Raw genomic sequence first — 23,464 nt, forward strand, 5'->3', positions numbered from 1 at the left:
AGAGATGAGGTTTAAGCTATGAGCAAGGTACCCCTGACAGTCAGAGGTGCGGAGAATCTACGGGCTGAGTTGACCCAGCTGAAGCAGGTGGCGCGCCCGCAGGTGATCCAGGCCATCGCCGAGGCGCGCGCCCACGGCGATCTGAAAGAGAACGCGGAATACCATGCCGCGCGTGAGCAACAGGGCTTTATCGAGGGCCGGATCAAGGATATCGAGTCCAAGCTCTCGCATGCCCAGATTATTGATGTGAAGAGTATCAATGCCGATGGCCGGGTGATTTTCGGCGCCACCGTCGACGTGTATGAAGAGGAGGAGGATGCCGAGCACACCTTCCAGATCGTCGGCGATGACGAGGCGGATATCAGGCAGGGGCTGATCTCGGTCAGCTCGCCCATGGCGCGCGCGTTGATCGGCAAGTCGGTGGGTGACGAGACGGCGGTTCAGACCCCGAATGGCCTGCGGCACATGGAGATCCTGGCCGTGCGTTATGAGTAACGGCCCGGGTTGACAGGATTCCATCACGGGGGCGCAAGCCCCCTTTTGGTTCAGGCCCCTTTGCGATCACACCTCTTGTGCATCGGCCCCGTTCTGGATCGGAGTAACATAGGGTCTGCCCAGGGGGCTGGGTCAAGCCGCGTATTTCCGGAAATTGGTTGATCCATTCCGGCCGGCTTGACTCCGACCCCTCTTAGAAGAGTGTCAGGAATTGTTAATCCTTTTTTAGGGTAATGACCGGGTTGTCGGGGTTGCGCCGGAAAAAGGCGGCCACATGGCCGATGGTCTGGACCAGTTCGGCGCCACAGCGGCCGCAGATCTGTCCAATCATCTCCTGACGCTCCTCCCGGTCGCCGGCATTCAGTCTCACCTTAATCAGTTCATGGGTGTTCAGGGTGATATCCAGTTCATTGAACACCGCCTCGGTCAGGCCGTTCTGACCAACGATCACCACCGGATTGAGGTGATGAACCAGACTCTTCAGCTGGCGGATCTGTTTTTTTGTCAACGGCATGGCGGGCTCCGGTCGGTGTTGAAAGGCCGCGCATTCTAACGTAGTTATAGGATGGCTGACACTTTTTTGATTTGTCGCTCCTGTCGGCGGGACCTCGGTCCGGGCGGCGTGGCTGAGTGTCGGAATATCCGGACATCACAGATGAAGTAGGTCCAATGAAAAAAAGCAAAAGCAGTCACCAGTGGCTGGACAGGCATTTCAATGATGCCTATGTAAAGCGCGCCCAGGCCGAGGGATATCGTTCGCGGGCGGCCTACAAGCTGCTGGAATTACAGGAAAAAGATCAACTGTTGAGCCCGGGGCAGGTGGTCGTGGATCTCGGTGCGGCGCCCGGCGGCTGGTCCCAGGTGGCGGCCCGGCTGGTGGGCGGCAAGGGGCGGGTGTTTGCCCTGGATATCCTCGCCATGGCTGCGCTTCCCAGGGTCGATTTTATTCAGGGCGATTTCCGCGAGGATGCGTCGGTTGAGCAATTGCGGGAACTCCTGGCCGGCCGGGCGGTGGATCTTGTAATTTCCGACATGGCCCCCAATGTGAGTGGAATGAGCGCAGTCGACCAGCCCCGCGCCATGTATTTGTGTGAACTGGCACTGGAATATGCACGCGAAGTGCTGCGTCCGGGAGGCGATTTTGTGGTCAAGGTCTTTCAGGGCGAGGGGTTTGATCAATATGTCAGGGGGCTGCGGAGTAGCTTCGCCCGGGTGACAACACGCAAGCCCGCCGCTTCGCGGTCCCAGAGCCGCGAGGTCTATCTGGTGGCGAGGGGCTATAATGTATAGTAATGTAGATCGCTCATATAGATGATAGCCAATTGAATTTTGACCGGTTCCTGTGGTCGATAATGCAAGTGGGCCGGAAAGCGTCGGGGCGGTGCTGCAATTTTCTCGACATGGGCAGTAATGTAGAGGGTTTCAACCTTGAATGATATGGCAAAGAATCTGATTCTCTGGGTGATCATCGCGATTGTTTTGATGTCAGTATTCAACAATTTTTCCACCCAGACTACGCAGACCAACGCGCTGTCCTATTCAGATTTTATTGCCCAGGTTAAGAACGGTGCAGTCGAGAAGGTGAATATCGACGGCCGCGAGATCAAGGGTACCCTCTCTTCCGGCGCCAGCTTCTCCACCTATAGTCCCGGGGATGACGGGCTGGTGGGCGACCTGCTGAACAACGATGTGCAGATCGTCGCCACGCCGCCGGATAAGCCGTCTATCCTGATGACCATCCTGATCAACTGGTTCCCGCTGTTTATCCTGATCGGCCTGTGGATCTTCTTCATGCGCCAGATGCAGGGTGGCGGTGCCGGCCGGGGTGCCATGTCCTTCGGCAAGAGCAAGGCGCGCATGTTGGGCGAGGATCAGGTCAAGGTGACCTTTGCCGATGTCGCCGGCGTCGAGGAGGCCAAGGAAGAGGTCTCGGAGATGGTCGAATTCCTGCGTGACCCCTCCAAATTCCAGAAACTCGGTGGCAAGATCCCCAAGGGCGTGCTGATGGTCGGCTCGCCCGGTACCGGCAAGACCCTGTTGGCCAGGGCCATTGCCGGCGAGGCCAAGGTGCCGTTCTTCACCATCTCCGGCTCCGATTTCGTGGAGATGTTCGTCGGTGTCGGTGCCTCCCGCGTGCGCGATATGTTCGAACAGGCGAAGAAGCACGCCCCCTGTATCATCTTTATCGACGAGATCGATGCCGTCGGCCGCCACCGTGGCGCCGGTCTTGGCGGCGGGCATGACGAGCGTGAGCAGACGCTCAACCAGCTGCTGGTGGAGATGGATGGATTTGAAGGCAACGAGGGGGTCATCGTCATCGCCGCGACCAACCGTCCCGATGTGCTGGACCCCGCGCTATTGCGTCCCGGCCGTTTCGACCGCCAGGTAGTGGTGCCGCTGCCCGACGTGCGTGGCCGCGAGCAGATCCTCAAGGTGCACCTGCGCAAGGTGGCGGCCTCGGACGACGTGAAGCCGTCGCTGATCGCGCGCGGCACCCCGGGCTTCTCGGGCGCCGATCTCGCCAACCTGGTGAACGAGGCGGCGCTGTTCGCCGCCCGCTCCAACAAGCGCATGGTGGAGATGGCCGAGATGGAGCGGGCCAAGGACAAGATCATGATGGGCGCCGAGCGCAAGTCCATGGTGATGAACGAAAAAGAGAAGACACTTACCGCCTACCACGAGGCGGGCCACGCCATCGTGGGCCGCAATGTGCCTTCTCATGACCCGGTCTACAAGGTGAGCATCATTCCGCGGGGCCGGGCGTTGGGTGTCACCATGTTCCTGCCCGAGGAGGACCGCTACAGCCTGAGCAAGGAGCATCTGGAGAGTCAGATCTCCAGTCTGTTCGGCGGCCGCGTGGCGGAAGAGCTGGTGTTCGGCAAGGAGATGGTGACCACCGGTGCCTCCAACGATATCCAGCGCGCTACCGGCCTTGCCCGCAGCATGGTCACCAAGTGGGGACTCTCCGATCGCCTGGGTCCGCTGATGTATGGCGAGGAGGAGGAAGAGGTGTTCCTGGGGCGGTCCGTGACCCAGCACAAAAATGTCTCCGACGAGACCGCCCACGCCATCGATGAAGAGGTGCATAGCATTATCGACCGCAACTACGCACGGGCGCGGCAGATCCTCGAGGAGAACCTGGAAAAGCTGCACATGATGGCCGAGGCGCTGATGAAGTATGAAACCATCGACAGTGCCCAGATCAACGACATCATGTCCGGCAAGCGGCCCCAGCCGCCCGCGGACTGGATCGATGACTCGGATTCTTCACCCAAATCCGGCGGCGGCGACCTGAAGGCCGATGTGGTGGACAAGCCCAAGGGCGACTCCCCTGACGGCATCGGCGGTCCTGCCGGACAGCACTGATCTGTTGCGGATACGGCCGGCGTCCGCCATGACCGTGCTCGATTGCGCCGCTAACCCTGTCGCTCTCCATCGCCCGCGGGTCATGGGCATACTCAACATCACCCCCGACTCCTTCTCGGATGGGGGTGATTTCATTTCCCGTGATGCCGCGCTGGAGCGAGCCCGTGCCATGGTCGCCGAGGGTGCCGATATCCTGGATATCGGCGGTGAATCCACCCGCCCGGGTGCCCGGGCGGTTTCGGCGCAGGAGGAGCTGGATCGGGTTATCCCCGTTATTCAGGCCATTGCCGCCGAGCTCGCCGTCCCCGTTTCGGTGGATACCAACAAGGCGGCCGTGATGCGTGAAGCGGTGGCGGCCGGGGCAGGGATGATCAATGATGTCATGGCGTTGCAGGACGAGGGTGCGCTGGCGGCGGCCGCGGCAGTGAACGTGCCGGTCTGTCTGATGCACATGCAGGGGTTGCCCCGGACCATGCAGCAAAACCCGCAGTATCAGGACGTGGTGGCGGAGGTGATGGCGTTCCTGCAGGCGCGGGTCGAGGCCTGTCAGGCGGCCGGTATCCGCAGAAGCCGACTGCTGCTTGATCCGGGATTTGGCTTCGGCAAAACCCTGCGGCACAATCTCCTGCTGTTGCGGCATCTGGACCGGTTCAACGAGCTGCAGCTTCCGCTGCTGGTCGGCATTTCCAGAAAATCCATGATCGGCGCGGTACTCGGCGATGCCCCTGTGGATCAGCGGCTGTCGGGTGGGTTGGCCTGCGCGGTGATGGCGGTCGAACGGGGGGCGGCGATTATCCGCACCCATGATGTGAAAGCGACGGCCGATGCGCTGTGCATGGCCCATGCTGTGATGAAGTGTGAATGAAGTGTGAAGGGCGTCCTTTTCAAACTGCACACTTCATCTAGTCTTATATTGTTGATTTACAGGGATCGAGGGGAGCACCTTGAAACGGAAATATTTTGGAACAGACGGCATTCGCGGCCGTGTCGGAGAGGGAAAGATAACTCCGGAATTTGTCATGCGCCTCGGCTGGGCCGCGGGGCGGGTACTCGGCAACGGCAGCGGCAGCAAGGTGTTGATCGGCAAGGATACCCGGATCTCCGGTTACCTGCTGGAGTCGGCGCTGGAGGCCGGCCTGGTGGCCGCCGGGGTGGATATCCACCTGTTGGGCCCCATGCCGACCCCCGGTATTGCCTATCTGACCCGCACCCTGCACGCCCAGGCGGGTATCGTGATCAGCGCCTCGCATAATCCCCATTGCGACAACGGCATCAAGTTCTTTTCCAGTGAAGGCAAGAAGCTCCCGGACGAGGTGGAGCTGGCGATCGAGCGGGAACTGGATAAACCGATGACCACGGTGGAGTCCGAACATCTGGGCAAGGCCTATCGGGTCAGCGATGCCGCGGGCCGCTACATAGAATTCTGCAAAAGCACCATCCCCTGGACCATGAGTTTCCAGGGCATGAAGATCGTTGTCGACTGCGCCCACGGCGCCACCTACCACATCGCGCCCCACGTCTTCAGGGAGGTGGGGGCCGAGGTGATCGCGATCGGCGCCGAGCCCGACGGGCTGAATATCAATGCCGGTGTCGGTTCGACACATATTGAAACCCTGCAGAAGGCGGTGCTGGCGGAGCAGGCCGATCTGGGGATCGCCCTGGATGGTGATGGTGACCGTCTGATCATGGTGGATGTCAACGGGTCCGTGCTGGATGGTGACGACATACTCTATATCATCGCCTGTTCCCGGTTGCGCCGGGGCGTCCTGAATGGCGGTGTGGTGGGCACCAAGATGACCAACTTCGGTCTCGAACGTGCCTTGAATGAACACGGCATCGACCTGGTGCGCACCGATGTGGGGGATCGTTATATCCTGGAGCGGCTGGAGATTGAGCGCTGGTGCCTGGGGGGCGAACCCTCGGGGCACATCATCTGTCTGGATCGCACCACCACCGGTGACGGTATCATCTCGGCATTGCAGGTGCTGGCAGAGATCAACAAGAGCGGCGTGGCCCTGCACGAGTTGCGCGAAGGCTACCGGAAGTATCCGCAGATCACCCGGAACGTGAAGCTGGGCAGTGTCCCGGCTGCTGAATTGATGGCCGCCGTGCCGGTGCGGCAGGCGGTTGCCGCGGCCGAGGCGACACTCGCCGGATCGGGGCGCGTGTTGTTGCGGGCCTCGGGTACCGAGCCGCTGATCAGGGTGACGCTGGAAGGCCCGGATGATGCCCAGATTCAGGGACTGTCGCAACAGATTGTCGATGTCCTGGAGCGGCTCATGAGCGAGTCGGCGGGAGGCCGGTCGGTGGTCTCGTTCTGAGTGCTGTCCATTAGCGACCGCGCATAGGACCCACGCAAAAATAAGTTCCTGTATTCGGTCGCCCCTAGACCCCGGCGGCGGCGTTACGCTTTTTGGCAGGGGAGCGGCCATTGCCTGCAAAGCGTGCCTTGCCAGCGTGGCCCAGGAACGCCCTCGGTACTACGGAATTATTCTTGCGCGGGCCCTTACCATAGGGATAACTGATCCCATCTATTCCATTTCCTGATTTGCTTTAGCGGGGTGCGGTGGCTAGACTTTTCCCGCTATTGTCATCGGAAAGGCCATCGTCGATGGTGAATTGTTAAAGCGAATCTGTCAGGAGAAAACAATGCGTCAACCACTCGTTGCGGGTAACTGGAAAATGAATGGCTCTCTGGAGAGCATCACCCGGCTGCTCGATGGAATCAAGGCGGGGATGGCGGACGTGAAGCGGGCCGAGGTGGCTGTTTGTGCCCCGGCGATCTACCTGCCGGCTGTGCAGCAGCAGTTGCAGGGCAGTTCGGTCGGCTGGGGTGCGCAAGATGTTTCAGCGGAACCGTCCGGCGCCTATACCGGCGAGATCGCCACCTCCATGCTGGGGGAGTTCGGCTGCAGATATGTCATCGTCGGTCACTCCGAACGGCGTGCCTACCACGCCGAGAGCGATGAGCTGGTGGCCCGCAAGTTTGCCGCGGCACGGGCGGCGGGGCTGGTGCCCATTCTGTGCGTGGGGGAGACCCTTGCCGAGCGCGAGCAGGGTATCACCGAATCGGTGGTTGCCCGCCAGCTGGATGCGGTCATCGATCTGGAGGGGGCCGCTGCCCTGGCCAATGGCGTGGTCGCCTATGAGCCGGTATGGGCCATTGGCACCGGGGAGACCGCTACCCCGGAACAGGCGCAGGAGGTGCACGCGTTCATCCGCCAGCGTATCGCCGGGCATGACGCGGCTGTGGCGGAGGGCCTGCGCATCCTTTATGGTGGCAGCATGAAACCCGGGAATGCCCAGGAGCTGATCGCCAAACCGGACATTGACGGCGGCCTGATTGGCGGGGCTTCGCTTGACGCGGCTGATTTTCTGGGCATCTGTACCGCGGCCAACTGAGCCTTTGTCCTGGCAAGTTTTGTAGGGCGCTGCCCGGGTATAGTTGTGGTCTGAAAGTGATTGTCCTGCCTTGCCGGCCTCACACGATGGCTTGTATCCTCGAATCCGGCCCCATTTTCAGCGCCTGCCCAAACTCGCTTCGCTCAAACAAGGGCAGGCTTGAATCTGAAAAAGGGGCCGGATTCGAGGCGCCATCAAGATCGGCCAACAAGGCAGGACAATCACCTCGTGAATAGTTACGCGAATTGAACTAAATTGACTTTGCCCCTCGTAAAGTTGAGAGTAAGCGAAAATCCGCATCGTTTGACGATATGGGATGATTGTCCGGTTTATTCGCAGGAAAAACCTTAAGAAATTTGTCTTTTGATGCCGATGTGGCTTCTTTCTCGCAACTGCATCAGGTACAATGCGCGCTTTGAATTTTCAGCTATTCAACGGAAGCCCGAATGCAAACAGTTCTGGTCGTAGTCCATCTCTTCCTGGCCGTCGGTGTCATTGGTCTCGTGCTGATGCAGCACGGCAAGGGCGCTGATGCGGGCGCGGCTTTTGGCTCCGGTTCTTCCGGCACGGTTTTCGGTGCTGCGGGTTCCGCTAATTTCCTCAGTCGCGCGACGGCGCTGCTGGCAACTCTTTTCTTCCTTACCAGTCTGGGCATGGGCTGGTACTCCATGCAATCGGTAGAGCGGCCAGGGTTGATGATAGAAGAGCAGAGGCCGGCGGTTGAAATACCGGTCTCCAAGCAGGCGCCGGCATCTGAGGTTCCCTCGGTACCCGGTGCAACCAGCGAAAATACCGGAGGCGTTCCGGTGGTTCCTCAGGCGCCAACTGACAACGGTGAGCAGCCGAAGGCAACTGAATGAAGTGATTTGATGGGCTGCAAATGCCCGTATGCCGATGTGGTGAAATTGGTAGACACGCTATCTTGAGGGGGTAGTGGCGCAAGCCGTGCCGGTTCAAATCCGGCCATCGGCACCATACAAGAAAAAACGGCATCACCCGTTAGGGTGCTGCCGTTTTTTGTGAGTAATATCAACATAAGTGACTGATTATAAAGTTTTTTATTGTTGCCATAAGCTTGACAGATCACCCTCTCTGCTCTACCATTTCGCCCCGTTAATCTTACGGCTGGGACCACTTCCAATGAGAACCCGGTGAGGAAGGACGAGAGCAAATGTTAGAGAACTATCTACCCGTTCTGGTGTTTTTGGCTGTCGGCCTGATTGTGGGGGTCGTCATGGTTATGATGGGTTTCGCGCTCGGCACTCGACGCCCTGACAGCGAGAAGCTATCCCCCTATGAGTGCGGTTTCGAGGCATTCGAAGATGCACGCATGAAGTTCGATGTCAGGTATTACCTGGTCGCCATCCTGTTTATTATCTTCGATCTTGAGATTGCTTTTCTGTTTCCCTGGGCCATCGTCCTGGACAAGATCGGCGGGGTCGGACTGGTTGCCATGACCGTATTTCTGGGCGTGCTGGTGGTCGGGTTTATCTATGAGTGGAAGAAAGGGGCCCTGGAATGGGAGTAGAAGGCATACTTGAAAAGGGTGTCATCACCACAAACGCCGACAAGCTGATCAACTGGGCGCGTACCGGCTCCCTCTGGCCGATGACCTTCGGTCTAGCCTGTTGCGCCGTTGAGATGATGCACGCGGCAGCCGCGCGCTACGATATGGACCGGTTCGGAATCATCTTCCGCCCCAGTCCCCGTCAGTCGGACGTGATGATTGTGGCGGGCACGCTGGTCAACAAGATGGCGCCGGCACTGCGCAAAGTCTACGACCAGATGGCCGAGCCCCGCTGGGTCATCTCCATGGGCTCCTGTGCCAATGGGGGAGGGTACTACCACTACTCCTATGCCGTGGTGCGGGGCTGTGACCGGGTGGTACCGGTGGACATCTACGTGCCCGGTTGCCCGCCGACTGCCGAGGCGCTCCTCTACGGGGTGATCCAGCTGCAGGAAAAAATCAAACGTACCAGCACTATTGCGCGTCAGGACTAGGTGAGTCAGGTAATGAACGAAGCAGTCAAGACGAAATCCCAACTTCGCCACGAGACATTGCAGGCCAATCTAATTGACCGCTATGCATCGAAGGGCTGCGTGGTAACCGCCGCACTCGGTGAGGTGACGATGGTGATCCCGCGCGAGCATCTGTTGGCGATCGCCACTGAGCTCCGCGATGACGCGGCGTTTCAGTTCGAGGAGCTGATCGATGCCTGCGGTATCGACTACGCCGGCTATGGCGAATCCGAATGGGTGACCCAGGAGGCCTCGGCGGCCGGATTCAATCGCGGGGTGAACCGCCATATAATCGATGTATCCGCCCGGGGTGAAAACGACCGCTTCGCGGTGGTCTACCATCTTCTGTCCATGGTGCACAACCAGCGTCTGCGGTTGCGCACCTTTGTCGACGCCCTGCAACCGATAGTCGATTCCGTGGTGGGTATCTGGCGCGGTGCCGACTGGTTTGAGCGCGAGGCCTTCGATCTGTACGGCATCATGTTCAGCGGCCACCCGGACCTGCGCCGCATTCTCACGGACTATGGATTCGTCGGTCACCCCTTCCGCAAGGACTTCCCGCTCGAAGGGACTGTCCAGATGCGCTATGACGCCGAGCAGGCGCGTGTCATCTACGAGCCGGTGACGCTCGATCCCCGCGTGCTGGTGCCGAAGGTGATCCGCGAAGACAACCGATTTGTGTCTAACGCACAGCAGGACCCCACAGATGCCTGAGATTCGTAATTACACCCTCAACTTCGGCCCCCAACATCCTGCCGCGCATGGGGTGCTGCGTCTGGTGCTTGAGATGGATGGCGAAGTGATTGAACGCGCCGATCCGCACATCGGACTGTTGCATCGCGCCACGGAGAAACTGGCGGAGAGCAAGCCCTACAACCAGACGATTCCCTACATGGATCGACTCGACTACGTCTCCATGATGTGCAGCGAACATGGCTATGTCATGGCGATTGAGAAGCTGCTGGGCGTCGAGGTGCCGCTGCGGGCCAAGTATATCCGCACCCTGTTCGACGAGATTACCCGGATACTGAACCACCTGATGTGGTTGGGAACCCATGCGCTGGATGTCGGTGCGATGACGGTGTTCCTGTACGCCTTCCGTGAACGTGAGGATCTGATGGACTGCTACGAGGCGGTTTCGGGAGCACGCATGCATGCCGCGTACTACCGAGTCGGTGGCGTCTATCGGGATCTGCCGGATGTGATGCCGCGCTATGCCAACAATCAGTTCCGTAGCGATGCCGACATCGCGCGTAAAAACGAGACCCGCCAGGGATCGCTGCTGGATTTCATTGATGATTTTGCCAACCGCTTCCCAGGTTTGGTGGACGAATACGAGACCCTGCTGACGGATAACCGTATCTGGAAACAGCGCACCGTCGGCATCGGCGTGGTGACGCCGGAGCGCGCTCGGCAGCTGTCGTTTACCGGGCCGATGGTACGTGGGTCCGGCCTGGCCTGGGACCTGCGCAAGAAGCAGCCCTATGCGGCCTATAACCGGGTTGATTTCGATATCCCGGTGGGGGTGAACGGCGACTGCTACGATCGCTATCTGGTGCGGATCGAGGAGCTGCGCCAGTCCACCCGGATTATCAAGCAGTGTGTCCAGTGGCTGCGCGAGAATCCGGGTCCGGTAATTGTGCAGGACCACAAGATCTCGCCGCCTGCCCGCGACTATATGAAAGGGGACATGGAGAGCCTGATCCACCATTTCAAACTGTTCACCGAGGGTTATTGCCCGCCGGCCGGCGAGGCCTATGCGGCTGTCGAGGCGCCCAAGGGGGAGTTTGGCTGCTACGTGGTTTCCGATGGCAGCAACAAGCCGTTCCGCTTGAAGATTCGCGCTCCCGGTTTCGCGCATCTGGCGGCGATGGATGAGATGGTCAAGGGTCACATGCTGGCCGACGTGGTGGCGGTGATCGGCACCATGGATGTTGTGTTCGGGGAGATTGATCGCTGATGGGTTTCAAGAATTTACCAATGACCACGGTCAAGCCGACGGAGAACAAGGAGCAGCTGTTCTCCGCGGAAGTACGGGCGGAGATCGATACCTGGGTTGCCAAATACCCGGAAGGCTGGCAGCAGTCGGCGGTCATGGCGGCGCTGCGCATCGTGCAGGATGACAACGGTGGTTACCTGACACAGGAGTTGATGGACAAGGTGGCCGCCTACCTGGACATGCCGCCCATCTCGGTCTACGAAGTGGCCACCTTCTACTCCATGTACGAACGCAACAAGGTGGGTAAGCACAAAGTCTGCGTCTGTACCAACGTCTCCTGCATGATCAACGGTTCCGACAAACTGGTCGACCATATGGAGAAGAAGCTCGGTATCACCCTGGGACAGACCACGGAAGATGGCAAGTTCACCCTGAAAGAGGTGGAGTGCCTCGGTGCCTGCGGCGGCGCCCCCATGTTCCAGATCGGCACCAAGTATTACGAGAACCTGACGCCTGAACTGGTCGATTCCATTCTGGACGGGCTGGAGTAAGCATCATGGCAAACGAAGTCTGTCTCAGAAATAATGATCTCGAGCGCCCCTGGCTACTGGAAACCTACCAGAGCCGTGGCGGCTACTCCGCGCTGATCAAGATCCTCAAGGAGAAAATCCCGCCGGAGCAGGTGATCGAGGAGGTCAAATCCTCCGGACTACGCGGTCGTGGCGGCGCGGGTTTCCCAACCGGCCTGAAGTGGAGCTTTATCTCCCGCAATGCCCCCGGTCAGAAATATGTGGTGTGCAACTCGGACGAGGGCGAGCCCGGTACCTTCAAGGATCGCGATATCCTGCGTTACAACCCGCATCAGCTGATCGAGGGCATGGTCATCGCCGGTTATGCCATCGGTGCCACCGTCGGCTACAACTATATCCGCGGCGAGTTCTGGGAACCCTACGAGCGTTTCGAGGCGGCACTGGCAGAGGCGCGTGCGGCCGGCTTCCTGGGCAACAACCTGCTGGGTTCCGGATTTGATTTCCAGCTTCATTCGCACCTGGGCGGCGGTGCCTATATCTGCGGTGAAGAGACCGCGCTGTTGGAGTCCATCGAAGGCAAGAAGGGGCAGCCCCGTTACAAGCCGCCGTTCCCCGCCCACTTCGGGCTCTATGGCCGGCCGACCATTATCAACAACACCGAATCACTGGCCTCCATCCCGGTCATCATGGAGAAGGGCGGCGAGTGGTTTAAGCAGCTGGGCGTGGAAAACAGCGGCGGCTCCAAGCTGTTCTCCATCTCCGGCAATCTGAACAACCCCGGGGTGTTCGAGATCCCGCTGGGTACGCCGTTCTCGGCATTGCTGGAGATGGCGGGCGGCATGAAGGATGGCCGCAAGATCAAGGCCGTCATCCCCGGTGGCTCCTCCGCGCCCATTATCCCGGGTGAGCAGATGATGGAGCTGACCATGGACTACGATTCGATCGCCAAGGCCGGCTCCATGCTCGGTTCCGGGGCGGTAATCGTGCTGGATGACACCAACTGCATGGTCAAGGTACTGGAGCGCATGTCCTACTTCTATTTTGAAGAGTCCTGCGGACAGTGCACCCCCTGTCGCGAAGGCACCGGCTGGCTCTACCGGGTGATCAACCGGATCGAGCGCGGTGACGGCCGCCCCGAAGACCTCGCACTGCTCGACGACGTCACGCAGAAGATTGCCGGGCGCACCATCTGTGCCCTGGGCGATGCCGCCGCCATGCCGGTACAAGGCATGCTGAAGCACTTCAGGCATGAGTTCGAGTATCACATTGAACACAAGAAATGCATGGTCGGCTGAGGCCTCACCCTGTATTGAACGTTATTTACGGCTACTGGTTAGAGAACTAAATCAATGTCTGAAGACCAGACGATTACAATCGAGATAGATGGTAAGGCGATACAGGCAAAGCCCGGTCAGATGCTGATCGAGGTGACCGACGCCGCCGGCATCGATATCCCGCGCTTCTGTTATCACAAGAAGCTCTCCGTCGCCGCGAACTGCCGGATGTGTCTGGTAGAGGTCGAGCGTGCGCCCAAGCCGTTACCGGCCTGCGCCACGCCGGTCAATGACGGCATGAAGGTGTTTACCCGCTCCGCGGTGGCGCTGGCGGCGCAGAAAGGGACCATGGAGTTCCTGCTGATCAACCACCCGCTGGATTGCCCGATCTGCGATCAGGGCGGCGAGTGCGAGCTGCAGGACGTCTCCATGGGCTACGGCAGCGATATCTCCCGTTTCGTTGAAGGCAAGCGCATCGTCAAGGACAAGGATATCGGTCCGCTGATCAGGACCGACCTGACCCGCTGCATTCACTGCACGCGCTGTGTCCGCTTCGGGGCCGAGATCGCCGGCATCCGCGAACTGGGCGCCACCGGTCGCAGCGAGCACATGACCATCGGCACCTTTGTCGAGAGGAGCGTGGACTCGGAGCTTTCCGGCAACATTATCGATGTCTGCCCGGTCGGCTCCCTCACCTCCAAGCCCTCCCAGTTCAAGGCGCGTGCCTGGGAACTGATCGAGCGCGACAGCATCGCGCCGCACGATTCCGTCGGCTCCAATATTCACCTGCATGTGCGTCGCAATGAACTGATCCGGGTGCACCCGAAAGAGAACGAGTCGGTCAACGAGTGCTGGATCTCGGATCGTGACCGCTTCAGCTACGAAGGCGTCTATAGCGACCAGCGCCTGACCTCGCCGATGCTCAAGAAAAATGGCGAGTGGGCCGAGGTGAGCTGGGACGTGGCCCTGACGGAAACGTCCAAGGGCCTGCAGGCGGCCGGTACCGACCTGGGTGCACTGCTCTCACCGGTATCGACTCTGGAAGAGCTGTTCCTGGCCCGCAAGCTGGTCAGGGCACTGGGCAGCGAGGCGATTGACAGTCGTCTGCGGCAGGGCGATTTCCGCGGCGAAGAGCCCCGCGTCCCCTGGTTGGGACAGTCTATCGAGGCGCTGCAGTCGGTGGACGCCGCGCTGCTGGTCGGCAGCAACGCCCGCAAGGAACAACCGCTGCTGGCGCATCGTCTGCGCAAGGCGGCGCTGGAAGGGGCCGAAATAAGCTTCCTCAACCCGATTGAGCTGGAGCTGAACTACGTGGCCCGGCAGCTGGTGGCCAGTCCGGCGGATATGCTCAATGAGCTGGCGGCGGTAGCCAAGGCGGCGGGTGCCAGCGGTGCACTGATCGATCAGGCGGTGGTCTCCGAACAGCATCAGGCGATTGCCGACAATCTGAAGTCTGCCGCAAACGGCACCGTGCTGCTGGGTAATCTGGCGGCCGCCCATGCTGATTTCTCTATCCTGCGCGTCCTGGCCGGCGCCGTCGCCAAGGCCTGTGATGTCACGCTGGGTTATCTGCCGGAGGCGGCGAACAGCGTCGGTGCCCGTCTGGTCGGTGCCGTGGCTGCGACCGGCGACGATGCGCAGGCCATGCTGGAACAGCCGCGCAAGGCCTATCTGCTGATGGGTATCCAGCCGGGCCTGGATCTGTGGAATCCCGCCAAGGCGGGCAGCGCCTTCGCACAGGCCGGGTTTGTGGTGGCAATGACCGCCTACCGCAGCGCGGACCTGGATGCCGCCGCCGATGTGCTGTTGCCGACGGCCCTGTGCATGGAGACCTCGGGCAGCTATGTCAACGCCGCCGGCACGCTGCAATCGTTTGCCGGCGCCATCACCCCTGGCGGTAATACCCGCCCCGCCTGGAAGGTCCTGCGCGTACTGGGTAACCTGCTGGCGATCCCGGGTTTTGATTATGTCAGCTCGGAAGAGGTGCTGGCGGAGCTCAAGGAGGAGATCGCGGGCGTGTCCCCCGATAACCGTGCCAACGAAGCCGTCATGGCCTTGCAGCCGAGGAGCAAGGCGGATGGGCTGCAGCGTATCGGCGATGTGCCGATCTACGCGCTGGATCCGCTGGTTCGCCACGCGGCCGCGCTGCAGAGAACCCATGATGCTATCCCGGCCGGCATCTACATAAATGGTGACGAGGCGGCCAGGCTGGGTCTTTCAGCCGGCGAAACCGCGGTCGCCGTCCAGGATGGCAGCCGCGCCCGACTGTCGATAATTATTGACCCCAACGTACCAAACGGAAGTGTCCGTATCCCCGCCGCACTGGCCGGTACCGAGACGCTTGGCGCTCAGTTTGGTGAAGTGACCCTGGAGAAGATTTAAGCGATGGAATCATTGATAACTCTCTGGGAATGGCTCGGTCAGAATCTGATCGTTCTGCAGATCCTGATTAAAATCGTGGTGATCGTCGCGCCGCTGATGCTCTGCGTGGCCTACTTTACCTACGCGGAGCGCAAGCTTATCGGCTACATGCAGGTGCGTATCGGTCCCAACCGGGTCGGGCCCAAGGGCTGGCTGCAGCCGATTGCCGATGCGGTCAAGCTGATGTTCAAGGAGATCGTGATCCCGACCAAGGCCAACAAGGTCCTGTTCCTGATCGCACCCCTGCTGACCCTGGGTCCCGCGCTCGCCGCCTGGGCCGTGTTTCCCTTTTCCGAAGGTTTGGTGCTGGCCGATCTGAACGCCGGACTGCTCTATATCCTGGCCCTCACCTCGATCGGTGTGTATGGCGTCATCATCGCCGGCTGGGCGTCCAACTCCAAGTACGCCTTTCTCGGCGCGATGCGCTCGGCGGCGCAGATCGTCGCCTACGAGATCGCCATGGGGTTCGCCCTGGTGGGTGTACTGGTGGCGGCGGGCAGCCTCAACCTGGGTGAGATCGTGCGCGCCCAGCAGAGCGAGGCCGGCATCTTCGGCTGGTTCTGGCTGCCGCTGTTCCCGCTGTTCCTGATCTATTTCATCTCCGGTGTCGCCGAGACCAACCGCGCACCGTTCGACGTGGCCGAGGGTGAGTCGGAGATCGTCGCCGGCTTCCATGTGGAATATTCCGGTATGCCGTTCGCCGTATTCTTCCTCGGTGAATACGCCAACATGATCCTGATTTCCGCCCTGACCGCGTTGCTGTTCCTGGGTGGGTGGTTGTCGCCGCTGCCGGCCAGCTGGGTGGATGGGGTGTTCCTGCTGGGCGACGGGATTCACTGGGTGTTCCTGAAGACCGCGTTTGCCGGCTTCTTCTTCCTCTGGTTCCGCGCCACATTCCCGCGCTATCGCTATGACCAGATCATGCGTCTGGGTTGGAAGGTCTTCATTCCCATCACCATCGTCTGGATTCTGGTGGTCGGGATCATGGTCGTCTACCGATTTGCCTGGTTTAGCTGAGGTTGGATGAAAGATGAAAATGCTGAGCGATTACATCAAAAGTCTGGCCATGCTGGAGCTCCTCAAGGGTTTGGGGGTGACCGGCGGATACATGTTCAAAAAGAAGTTCACGGTCCAGTATCCCGAAGAGAAGGCGCCGATCTCACCGCGTTTCCGGGGACTGCATGCCCTGCGGCGTTATGAAAATGGCGAGGAGCGCTGCATTGCCTGCAAGCTGTGCGAGGCGACCTGCCCGGCTGCGGCGATCACCATCGAAGTGGCGCCCCCGCGCGCGGACGGTTCACGGCGTACCTCACGCTACGACATCGACCTGTTCAAATGCATCTTCTGTGGTTACTGCCAGGAGGCATGCCCGGTCGACGCGATTGTCGAGACACCGATTTACGAGTACCACTTTGAAAATCGTCAGGACGCCGTGATGACCAAGGCAAAGTTGCTGGCCCATGGCGACACACATGAAGCGGCACTGGCCGACTGCATCCGTGCAGACGGCAAGTATCGGTAATAGTGGTTTTTAAAAACTGAAACTGGAATAACCCATGACATTCGAGAAGTTTGTCTTTTATCTGTTTGCCGCCATCCTGGTGTATGCCGCCACAATGGTGATCACCCGGCGCAATCCGGTGCATTCGGCACTGTTCCTGGTGCTGGCCTTTTTCGCCAGTGCTGGTATCTGGCTGCTGGCGGAGGCCGAATTCCTGGCCATCGTGCTGATTCTCGTCTACGTGGGCGCGGTCATGGTGCTGTTCCTGTTTGTGGTGATGATGCTGGATATCGATCTCGCCACCCTGCGGGCCGGGTTCATCAACTATATGCCGGTCGGCGCACTGATGGCCCTGGTGATGGCGATCGAGATATTCCTGGTCGTCGGCCCCGGTAACTTCGGTCTCGACAAGATGCCGGCCCCGGCGGCGCGTCCGGCCAGTTACAACAACACCGAGGATCTGGGCAGCGTCCTCTATACCATCTACATGTATCAGTTCGAAGTGGCGGCCGTCATCCTGCTTGTGGGCATCATCGCGGCAATCGGGCTGACCATGCGCAAGCGTCCCGAGACCAAGTATCAGAACCCGTCGTTGCAGGTTCGGGTGAAAAAGGCCGATCGCCTGCGGGTGATCAAGATGGACGCAGAGGATTGACTGGAGCCGACATGATTGCACTATCAGACTATCTCATACTCGGCGCAATACTGTTTTCACTCAGCGTCACGGGTATTTTCCTGAACCGGAAGAATGTCATCATTCTGTTGATGTGCGTGGAATTGATGTTGCTGGCAGTGAATATAAATTTCATCGCTTTCTCCCACTTCCTCGGCGATAACGCCGGACAGGTGTTCGTATTCTTTATCCTGACCGTGGCGGCCGCCGAGGCGGCTATCGGCCTGGCGATTCTTGTGGTGCTGTTCCGCAACACGCGCACCATTAATGTTGAAGATCTGGATTCTCTCAAGGGTTAAGCATGGACAAGATATACCTCCTTATCGTGCTGGCGCCCCTGATTGGCGCAATCATCGCCGGCTTTTTGGGTTCGCGTATTGGGCGTGCCGGGGCGCATTGGGTCGCCAGCGGTGGTGTCGGTCTCTCCATGCTGCTTTCGTTCTACGTGTTGCTCCAGTTCATCAACGGTACTACCGGGGTCTATAACGAGAGCGTCTATACCTGGATGGTCAGTGACGGTATCCGCATGGAGATCGGGTTCCTGGTGGACCAGCTGACCGCCATGATGATGGCGGTGGTGACCTTCGTCTCTTTCTGTGTGCATATCTACACCATCGGCTATATGGCCCATGATGAGGATAACTGGCCGAAGAGCAGTCTGGCCGGTACCAACAGTTACCAGCGCTTCTTCAGCTATATCTCGCTGTTTACCTTCTCCATGCTGATGCTGGTGATGTCCAACAACTTCCTGCAGCTGTTCTTCGGCTGGGAAGCGGTGGGCCTGGTCTCCTATCTGCTGATCGGCTTCTGGTCGGTGCGGGAGACCGCGGTATTCGCCAACCTCAAGGCCTTCATCGTCAACCGCGTCGGTGACTTCGGCTTTATCCTGGGTATCGCGGCGGTCGCCATGTATACCAATAGCCTGGATTATGCCGAGGTGTTCAAACTGGCGCCGGGCCTGGCGGATACCCAGATCACCGTGCTGGGTGACACCGGCTGGTCGCTGATGACGGTGATCTGCATCTGCCTGTTCATCGGCGCCATGGGCAAGTCGGCGCAGGTGCCGCTGCATGTCTGGCTACCGGATTCGATGGAAGGCCCGACCCCGATCTCGGCGCTGATCCATGCCGCCACCATGGTGACCGCCGGTGTCTTCATGGTCACCCGCATGTCGCCGCTCTATGAGCTGTCCGAGACGGCACTCACCTTTGTCCTGGTCATCGGCGCCACCACGGCCCTGTTCACCGGGTTGATCGGCGTGGTGCAGAACGACATCAAGCGGGTGGTGGCCTATTCGACCCTGTCCCAGCTCGGTTACATGATGGTGGCCCTCGGTGTCTCCGCCTATGCCGCCGGCGTGTTCCACCTGATGACCCACGCCTTCTTCAAGGCACTGCTGTTCCTGGCCGCCGGTTCGGTGATTATCGGCATGCACCATGATCAGGATATTCGCAACATGGGCGGTATCCGCAAATACATGAAGATCACCTGGATTACCGCGCTGATCGGCTCACTGGCGCTGATCGGTCTGCCGGGCTCTTCGGGGTTCTTCTCCAAGGACGCCATTATCGAGGCGGTGCATCACTCAACCATCGCCGGATCAGGCTATGCCTATTTTGCCGTGGTCGCCGGCGTGTTCGTGACGGCGCTCTACAGCTTCCGTATGTACTTCCTGGTGTTTCATGGCAGCGGGCCGCGGGACGAGCATGCCAAGGCACACCTGCACGAATCGCCCAAGGTGGTGACCGTGCCGCTGATCCTGCTGGCCGTGCCGTCCCTGTTCATCGGTATGTTCACCGTGGGCGACATGGTGTTCGGCGACTGGTTCAAGGATTCGATCTTTGTGCTGCCTGAGCACAATACCCTGGGCCAGATCGAGTTTCACGGTACCTGGGCCTTCTTTACCCACGGCATTTTCGCCCTGCCGACCCTGCTGGCCGCGGCGGGCGTGGCGGTTGCCTTTGTCTTCTACATGATGAAACCGGCCCTGGCGGAGAGCTGGAAGAAGCGCTTCCAGAGCGTCGGTATCTACCAGATGCTGGACAAGAAATACGGCTTTGACGAAACCTATCAGGCGCTGTTTGCCGGGGGCAGTCGGGGCATCGGAAAGCTGTTTTGGAATATGGGTGACCGCGGCCTGATCGACGGCCTGATCATCAACGGCTCCGCCCGTTCGATCGATCGCTTCGCCGGTTGGGTGCGCAACATCCAGACCGGTTATCTCTTCCATTACGCAATTGCCATGATTCTGGGTCTGCTGATTCTGCTGACCTGGTTCGTGATCGCTTAAGCAAGGTAGGACGCATCGAATGTTAGCAGACTGGCCCATACTCAGTTTGACCATCTGGTTGCCCATCGTGGGTGGCTTCCTGGTTCTCGCAAGTGGAGACAGGGCGGCCAATGCCACCCGCTGGACGGCCCTGACCTTTGCGATTCTCACGTTTCTCGTGAGTCTGCCGCTCTATTCGAGTTTCGACTCGACCAGCGTCGGCATGCAGTTCGTGGAACGCGCGACCTGGATCGAACTGTTCAAGATCGAGTACTACCTGGGTGTCGACGGTATCTCCATGCCGCTGATCATCCTCACCACCTTTATCTCGATCTTTGTGATCATCGCCGGCTGGGAGGTGATTCAGTACAAGCCCTCCCATTACATGGCGGCGTTCCTGATCATGGAAGGCGTCATGGTGGGTGTGTTCTCCTCGCTCGATGCCATGCTGTTCTACGTATTCTGGGAAGCGATGCTGATCCCGATGTTCCTGATCATCGGCGTCTGGGGCGGACCCAACCGGGTCTATGCCACCATCAAGTTCTTCCTCTACACCTTCTTCGGCTCGGTGTTCATGCTGGTCGCGCTGATCTACATGTATTTCCAGGCCGGCAGCTTCGACATCCTGGCGTTCCACGACCTGAAGATGGGGCTGGAGGTGCAGGTGCTGATCTTTATCGCCTTCCTGCTGGCCTTCGCGGTCAAGGTGCCGATGTGGCCGGTGCACACCTGGTTGCCGGACGCCCACGTCGAGGCGCCGACCGGCGGTTCGGTCATCCTGGCGGCCATCATGCTGAAGATCGGTGGCTACGGCTTCCTGCGTTTCAGCCTGCCGATCACGCCCGATGCCAGCAGCTACCTGGATTGGCTGATCATCACCCTGTCCCTGATTGCCGTGGTCTACATCGGCTTCGTGGCGCTGGTGCAGCAGGATATGAAGAAGCTGATCGCCTATTCATCCATCGCCCACATGGGCTTTGTAACGCTGGGCTTCTTTATCGTGTTCATTATTGCCCGGAGCACCGAATCCACCGGCGGCGCCATGATGGGCGTGGAAGGCGGCATGGTGCAGATGGTATCTCACGGCTTCATCTCCGCCGCCATGTTCCTCTGTGTCGGCGTGCTGTATGACCGTATCCACAGCCGTGAGATCGCCGACTACGGTGGCGTGGTCCACACCATGCCGATCTTCGCCGGCTTCATGGTGTTCTTCGCCATGGCCAACGCCGGACTGCCGGGTACCTCCGGGTTTGTCGGCGAATTCATGGTGATCCTGGCCAGTTTCCGCGCCGACTTCTGGTTTGCCTTCCTCGCCGCCACGACACTGATTATCGGTGCCGCCTACACCCTGTGGATGGTCAAGCGGGTGATGTTTGGGGCGGTTGGCAACGACAAGGTCGCGGCATTGAAGGATATCAACGGGCGTGAGTTCCTGGTGCTTGGCTCCCTGGCGGCCGCCGTGCTGATCCTCGGTCTCTGGCCCGCCCCGCTGGTCGAGGTGATGGACGTCTCTGTCGCCAACTTGCTGAAACATATTGCTGTAACAAAAATACCCTAACCGGCCCTATTCAAGGAATTGGTGAGATTCGATGCAATTTGATACATCCAGCCTGATACCGGTATTACCGGAGATCTTTATCCTGACAGCGGCCTGTGTGGTCCTGGTGGTGGATCTGTTTCTAAAAGAGGAGCAACGGGTAGTCAGTTATGGCATGACGCAGATCAGCCTGTTGCTGGGCATCGCCGTCATCCTGATGACGGCGCCGGCGGAAACACGCATTGTGTTTGACGGCAGCGTGGTCAGGGATGGCATGGGCGACATCCTCAAGATCGCCATCTTCATCATCAGCGGCGGGGCGTTCCTCTATTCCAAGGAGTACCTGCGGGACCGGGACCTGTTCAAGGGCGAGTATTACGTCCTGGGCCTGTTTGCCATACTGGGCATGATGGTCATGGTATCGGCCAACAGCTTCCTCACGGTCTATCTCGGACTGGAGCTGCTGGCGCTCTCCTTCTATGCCCTGGTCGCCTTCAATCGGGATTCCGCCGACGCCTCCGAAGCGGCAATGAAGTACTTTGTGCTGGGTGCGCTTGCCTCCGGTATGTTGCTGTACGGTATCTCCATGATCTACGGTGCCACCGGCTCCATCGGTTTCCAGGCCATCAGCGAGGGCCTGACCAATCCCGATGTGAACAAGATCGTGCTGGTATTCGGTCTGGTGTTCGTGGTGATCGGCCTGGCCTTCAAATTTGGCGCCGTACCGTTCCATATGTGGGTGCCGGATGTCTATCAGGGGGCGCCCACCGCGGTGGTCACGCTGCTGGGTAGTGCGCCAAAAATCGCCGCCTTCGCACTGGCCATGCGCATGCTGGTGGATGGACTGGGGGGGCTGCACGGCGACTGGCAGTACATGCTGGTGATCCTGGCGATTCTCTCCATGGCGGTGGGCAACATATTCGCCATCGCCCAGGCCAATATCAAACGCATGCTGGCCTATTCGACCATCTCCCATGTCGGCTTTATCCTGATCGGTATTCTCGCCGGCACCAGCAAGGGCTATACCGCCGCCATGTTCTACAGCATCGTCTACGCGGTCATGGCGCTCGGTGCCTTCGGTATCGTGATGCTGCTGAGCCGGCGTGGCTTCGAGGCGGAGAACCTGGACGATTACAAGGGTCTGAACGAGCGCAGCCCCTGGTTTGCCGGGATGATGCTGCTGGTGATGTTCTCCATGGCGGGTGTGCCGCCCACCGTCGGCTTTTTTGCCAAGCTGGTGGTGCTGGAGGCGGTCGTCAGTATCGATATGACCTGGTTGGCCCTGGTGGGTGTGTTCTTCTCAATCATCGGCGCCTTCTATTACCTGCGTATCATCAAGCTGATGTACTTTGACAAGCCGCTGGACAATACGCCGTTGAGCGCGGGCATGGATACCCAGATCGCCTTGTCGGTGAACGGGCTGGCCATGCTGGCCCTGGGGATGTTCCCGGCCGGTCTGCTGTCCCTTTGCGCGGCGGCGCTGGCCTAGGTACTGGTTGCACCATCGCCTGGTCCAGGCCAATAAAGCCCTGTCCCGGTGACAGGGCTTTTTCGTTCAGGGAAGGAAGTCCTTATCCCATGAAGGCCAGGGATGGTTGGGCGCAACTTTGATGGATCCAGCTGAAGAGGTCGGAGTCAAGCCGCCCCGAGTTGGCAGCATATATTCGCTGTTCTGGCGCGGCTTGACTCCGACCCCTTCCGGTTCAGTGAACCTGTCGAGCGGGATTGAAAGGGCAGTGAATTTTGCCCTGTTGTTGTGTATCCGGATTAATCGAATTATTTGAACGGAGAGGGGTTGTCAAACCGATTTCATGTGCGTATCATCTGCGCCTTCAGATGCGGGGTGGAGCAGTCTGGCAGCTCGTCGGGCTCATAACCCGAAGGTCGTAGGTTCGAATCCTGCCCCCGCTACCAAACAAAAAAAGGGTCGCCCAGTGCGACCCTTTTTTGTACCAATAAATAGGGTGTATTCGAACCTACGACTTCCAAACGGTCAGGTTCGACCAGCGCCGCAGGCGCGCAGCACGAGCGGAGCGAG

Annotated in this window: 22 protein-coding genes and 2 tRNA genes; 23 read left to right on the forward strand and 1 reads right to left on the reverse strand. The window is 59.5% G+C overall.

Annotated features, from left to right (window positions below; translation table 11 throughout):
* Window positions 1-18 precede the first annotated feature (18 nt).
* On the forward strand, window positions 19-495 hold the full coding sequence (gene greA, locus NPX02_RS16950; protein ID WP_260294992.1) for a transcription elongation factor GreA: 477 nt from the start codon (window positions 19-21) through the stop codon (window positions 493-495).
* A 214-nt stretch (window positions 496-709) separates the two neighbouring features.
* On the opposite strand, the gene yhbY is transcribed toward greA, so the two are convergent.
* Complete coding sequence (yhbY, locus tag NPX02_RS16955; RefSeq protein ID WP_260294994.1) at window positions 710-1,009, reverse strand: ribosome assembly RNA-binding protein YhbY; 300 nt, start codon at window positions 1,007-1,009, stop codon at window positions 710-712.
* A 155-nt stretch (window positions 1,010-1,164) separates the two neighbouring features.
* Between yhbY and rlmE the strand changes: the two genes are divergently transcribed.
* The 22 genes from rlmE (at window position 1,165) to NPX02_RS17065 (ending at window position 23,340) form a co-directional block, all read left to right on the forward strand.
* The gene (gene rlmE, locus NPX02_RS16960) at window positions 1,165-1,785 is read left to right on the forward strand and encodes a 23S rRNA (uridine(2552)-2'-O)-methyltransferase RlmE (RefSeq protein WP_260294995.1); all 621 of its coding nucleotides are present in this window, start codon (window positions 1,165-1,167) and stop codon (window positions 1,783-1,785) included.
* A 147-nt stretch (window positions 1,786-1,932) separates the two neighbouring features.
* Window positions 1,933-3,861, forward strand: a complete 1,929-nt coding sequence (gene ftsH / locus NPX02_RS16965) for an ATP-dependent zinc metalloprotease FtsH (protein WP_260294996.1) — start codon at window positions 1,933-1,935, stop codon at window positions 3,859-3,861.
* Window positions 3,862-3,889: 28 nt separating this feature from the next.
* A complete protein-coding gene (gene folP, locus NPX02_RS16970; RefSeq protein WP_260294998.1) occupies window positions 3,890-4,726 on the forward strand; it encodes a dihydropteroate synthase in 837 nt (278 codons plus the stop codon).
* 79 nt (window positions 4,727-4,805) lie between these two features.
* A complete protein-coding gene (gene glmM / locus NPX02_RS16975; RefSeq protein ID WP_260294999.1) occupies window positions 4,806-6,182 on the forward strand; it encodes a phosphoglucosamine mutase in 1,377 nt (458 codons plus the stop codon).
* A gap of 328 nt (window positions 6,183-6,510) precedes the next feature.
* Window positions 6,511-7,263: a triose-phosphate isomerase gene (gene tpiA / locus NPX02_RS16980; RefSeq protein WP_260295000.1), complete on the forward strand. Its 753-nt coding sequence runs from the start codon at window positions 6,511-6,513 to the stop codon at window positions 7,261-7,263.
* Window positions 7,264-7,709: 446 nt separating this feature from the next.
* Window positions 7,710-8,123, forward strand: coding sequence for a preprotein translocase subunit SecG (gene secG / locus NPX02_RS16985; RefSeq protein ID WP_260295001.1), 414 nt, complete (start codon window positions 7,710-7,712; stop codon window positions 8,121-8,123).
* 30 nt (window positions 8,124-8,153) lie between these two features.
* A tRNA-Leu gene (locus NPX02_RS16990) sits at window positions 8,154-8,238 on the forward strand.
* Between the two features lie 196 nt (window positions 8,239-8,434).
* On the forward strand, window positions 8,435-8,791 hold the full coding sequence (locus NPX02_RS16995) for an NADH-quinone oxidoreductase subunit A (RefSeq protein WP_260295003.1): 357 nt from the start codon (window positions 8,435-8,437) through the stop codon (window positions 8,789-8,791).
* Window positions 8,782-9,264 (forward strand): NuoB/complex I 20 kDa subunit family protein, encoded by a 483-nt coding sequence (locus NPX02_RS17000; protein WP_260295004.1) that lies wholly within the window; start codon window positions 8,782-8,784, stop codon window positions 9,262-9,264. The genes NPX02_RS16995 and NPX02_RS17000 overlap by 10 nt, the downstream gene beginning before the upstream one ends.
* 12 nt (window positions 9,265-9,276) lie before the next feature.
* A complete protein-coding gene (locus NPX02_RS17005; protein ID WP_260295005.1) occupies window positions 9,277-9,996 on the forward strand; it encodes an NADH-quinone oxidoreductase subunit C in 720 nt (239 codons plus the stop codon).
* On the forward strand, window positions 9,989-11,242 hold the full coding sequence (locus NPX02_RS17010; RefSeq protein ID WP_260295006.1) for an NADH-quinone oxidoreductase subunit D: 1,254 nt from the start codon (window positions 9,989-9,991) through the stop codon (window positions 11,240-11,242). Before NPX02_RS17005 ends, NPX02_RS17010 begins: the two co-directional genes overlap by 8 nt.
* Before the next feature lie 20 nt (window positions 11,243-11,262).
* A complete protein-coding gene (nuoE, locus tag NPX02_RS17015) occupies window positions 11,263-11,772 on the forward strand; it encodes an NADH-quinone oxidoreductase subunit NuoE (RefSeq protein WP_260295007.1) in 510 nt (169 codons plus the stop codon).
* Between the two features lie 5 nt (window positions 11,773-11,777).
* On the forward strand, window positions 11,778-13,046 hold the full coding sequence (nuoF, locus tag NPX02_RS17020) for an NADH-quinone oxidoreductase subunit NuoF (protein ID WP_260295008.1): 1,269 nt from the start codon (window positions 11,778-11,780) through the stop codon (window positions 13,044-13,046).
* A 54-nt stretch (window positions 13,047-13,100) separates the two neighbouring features.
* Window positions 13,101-15,407, forward strand: a complete 2,307-nt coding sequence (nuoG, locus tag NPX02_RS17025) for an NADH-quinone oxidoreductase subunit NuoG (protein WP_260295009.1) — start codon at window positions 13,101-13,103, stop codon at window positions 15,405-15,407.
* Window positions 15,408-15,419: 12 nt separating this feature from the next.
* Window positions 15,420-16,463, forward strand: coding sequence for an NADH-quinone oxidoreductase subunit NuoH (gene nuoH, locus NPX02_RS17030; protein WP_418067347.1), 1,044 nt, complete (start codon window positions 15,420-15,422; stop codon window positions 16,461-16,463).
* Between the two features lie 13 nt (window positions 16,464-16,476).
* Window positions 16,477-16,968 carry an NADH-quinone oxidoreductase subunit NuoI gene (gene nuoI / locus NPX02_RS17035; RefSeq protein ID WP_260295012.1) on the forward strand — a complete coding sequence of 164 codons (492 nt, stop codon included), beginning with the start codon at window positions 16,477-16,479 and terminating at the stop codon, window positions 16,966-16,968.
* A 34-nt stretch (window positions 16,969-17,002) separates the two neighbouring features.
* Window positions 17,003-17,602 carry an NADH-quinone oxidoreductase subunit J gene (locus NPX02_RS17040; RefSeq protein WP_260295013.1) on the forward strand — a complete coding sequence of 200 codons (600 nt, stop codon included), beginning with the start codon at window positions 17,003-17,005 and terminating at the stop codon, window positions 17,600-17,602.
* Window positions 17,603-17,613: 11 nt separating this feature from the next.
* Window positions 17,614-17,919: an NADH-quinone oxidoreductase subunit NuoK gene (nuoK, locus tag NPX02_RS17045; protein ID WP_260295014.1), complete on the forward strand. Its 306-nt coding sequence runs from the start codon at window positions 17,614-17,616 to the stop codon at window positions 17,917-17,919.
* A gap of 2 nt (window positions 17,920-17,921) precedes the next feature.
* Window positions 17,922-19,910 carry an NADH-quinone oxidoreductase subunit L gene (nuoL, locus tag NPX02_RS17050; RefSeq protein ID WP_260295016.1) on the forward strand — a complete coding sequence of 663 codons (1,989 nt, stop codon included), beginning with the start codon at window positions 17,922-17,924 and terminating at the stop codon, window positions 19,908-19,910.
* A gap of 19 nt (window positions 19,911-19,929) precedes the next feature.
* Window positions 19,930-21,447: an NADH-quinone oxidoreductase subunit M gene (locus NPX02_RS17055; RefSeq protein WP_260295017.1), complete on the forward strand. Its 1,518-nt coding sequence runs from the start codon at window positions 19,930-19,932 to the stop codon at window positions 21,445-21,447.
* A 31-nt stretch (window positions 21,448-21,478) separates the two neighbouring features.
* Window positions 21,479-22,915, forward strand: coding sequence for an NADH-quinone oxidoreductase subunit NuoN (nuoN, locus tag NPX02_RS17060; protein WP_260295018.1), 1,437 nt, complete (start codon window positions 21,479-21,481; stop codon window positions 22,913-22,915).
* A 348-nt stretch (window positions 22,916-23,263) separates the two neighbouring features.
* Window positions 23,264-23,340, forward strand: a tRNA-Met gene (locus tag NPX02_RS17065).
* Window positions 23,341-23,464: the final 124 nt, after the last annotated feature.

It is taken from the genome of Sedimenticola hydrogenitrophicus, from assembly GCF_025175675.1.
GTDB classification, from domain to species: Bacteria; Pseudomonadota; Gammaproteobacteria; order Chromatiales; family Chromatiaceae; genus Sedimenticola; species Sedimenticola hydrogenitrophicus.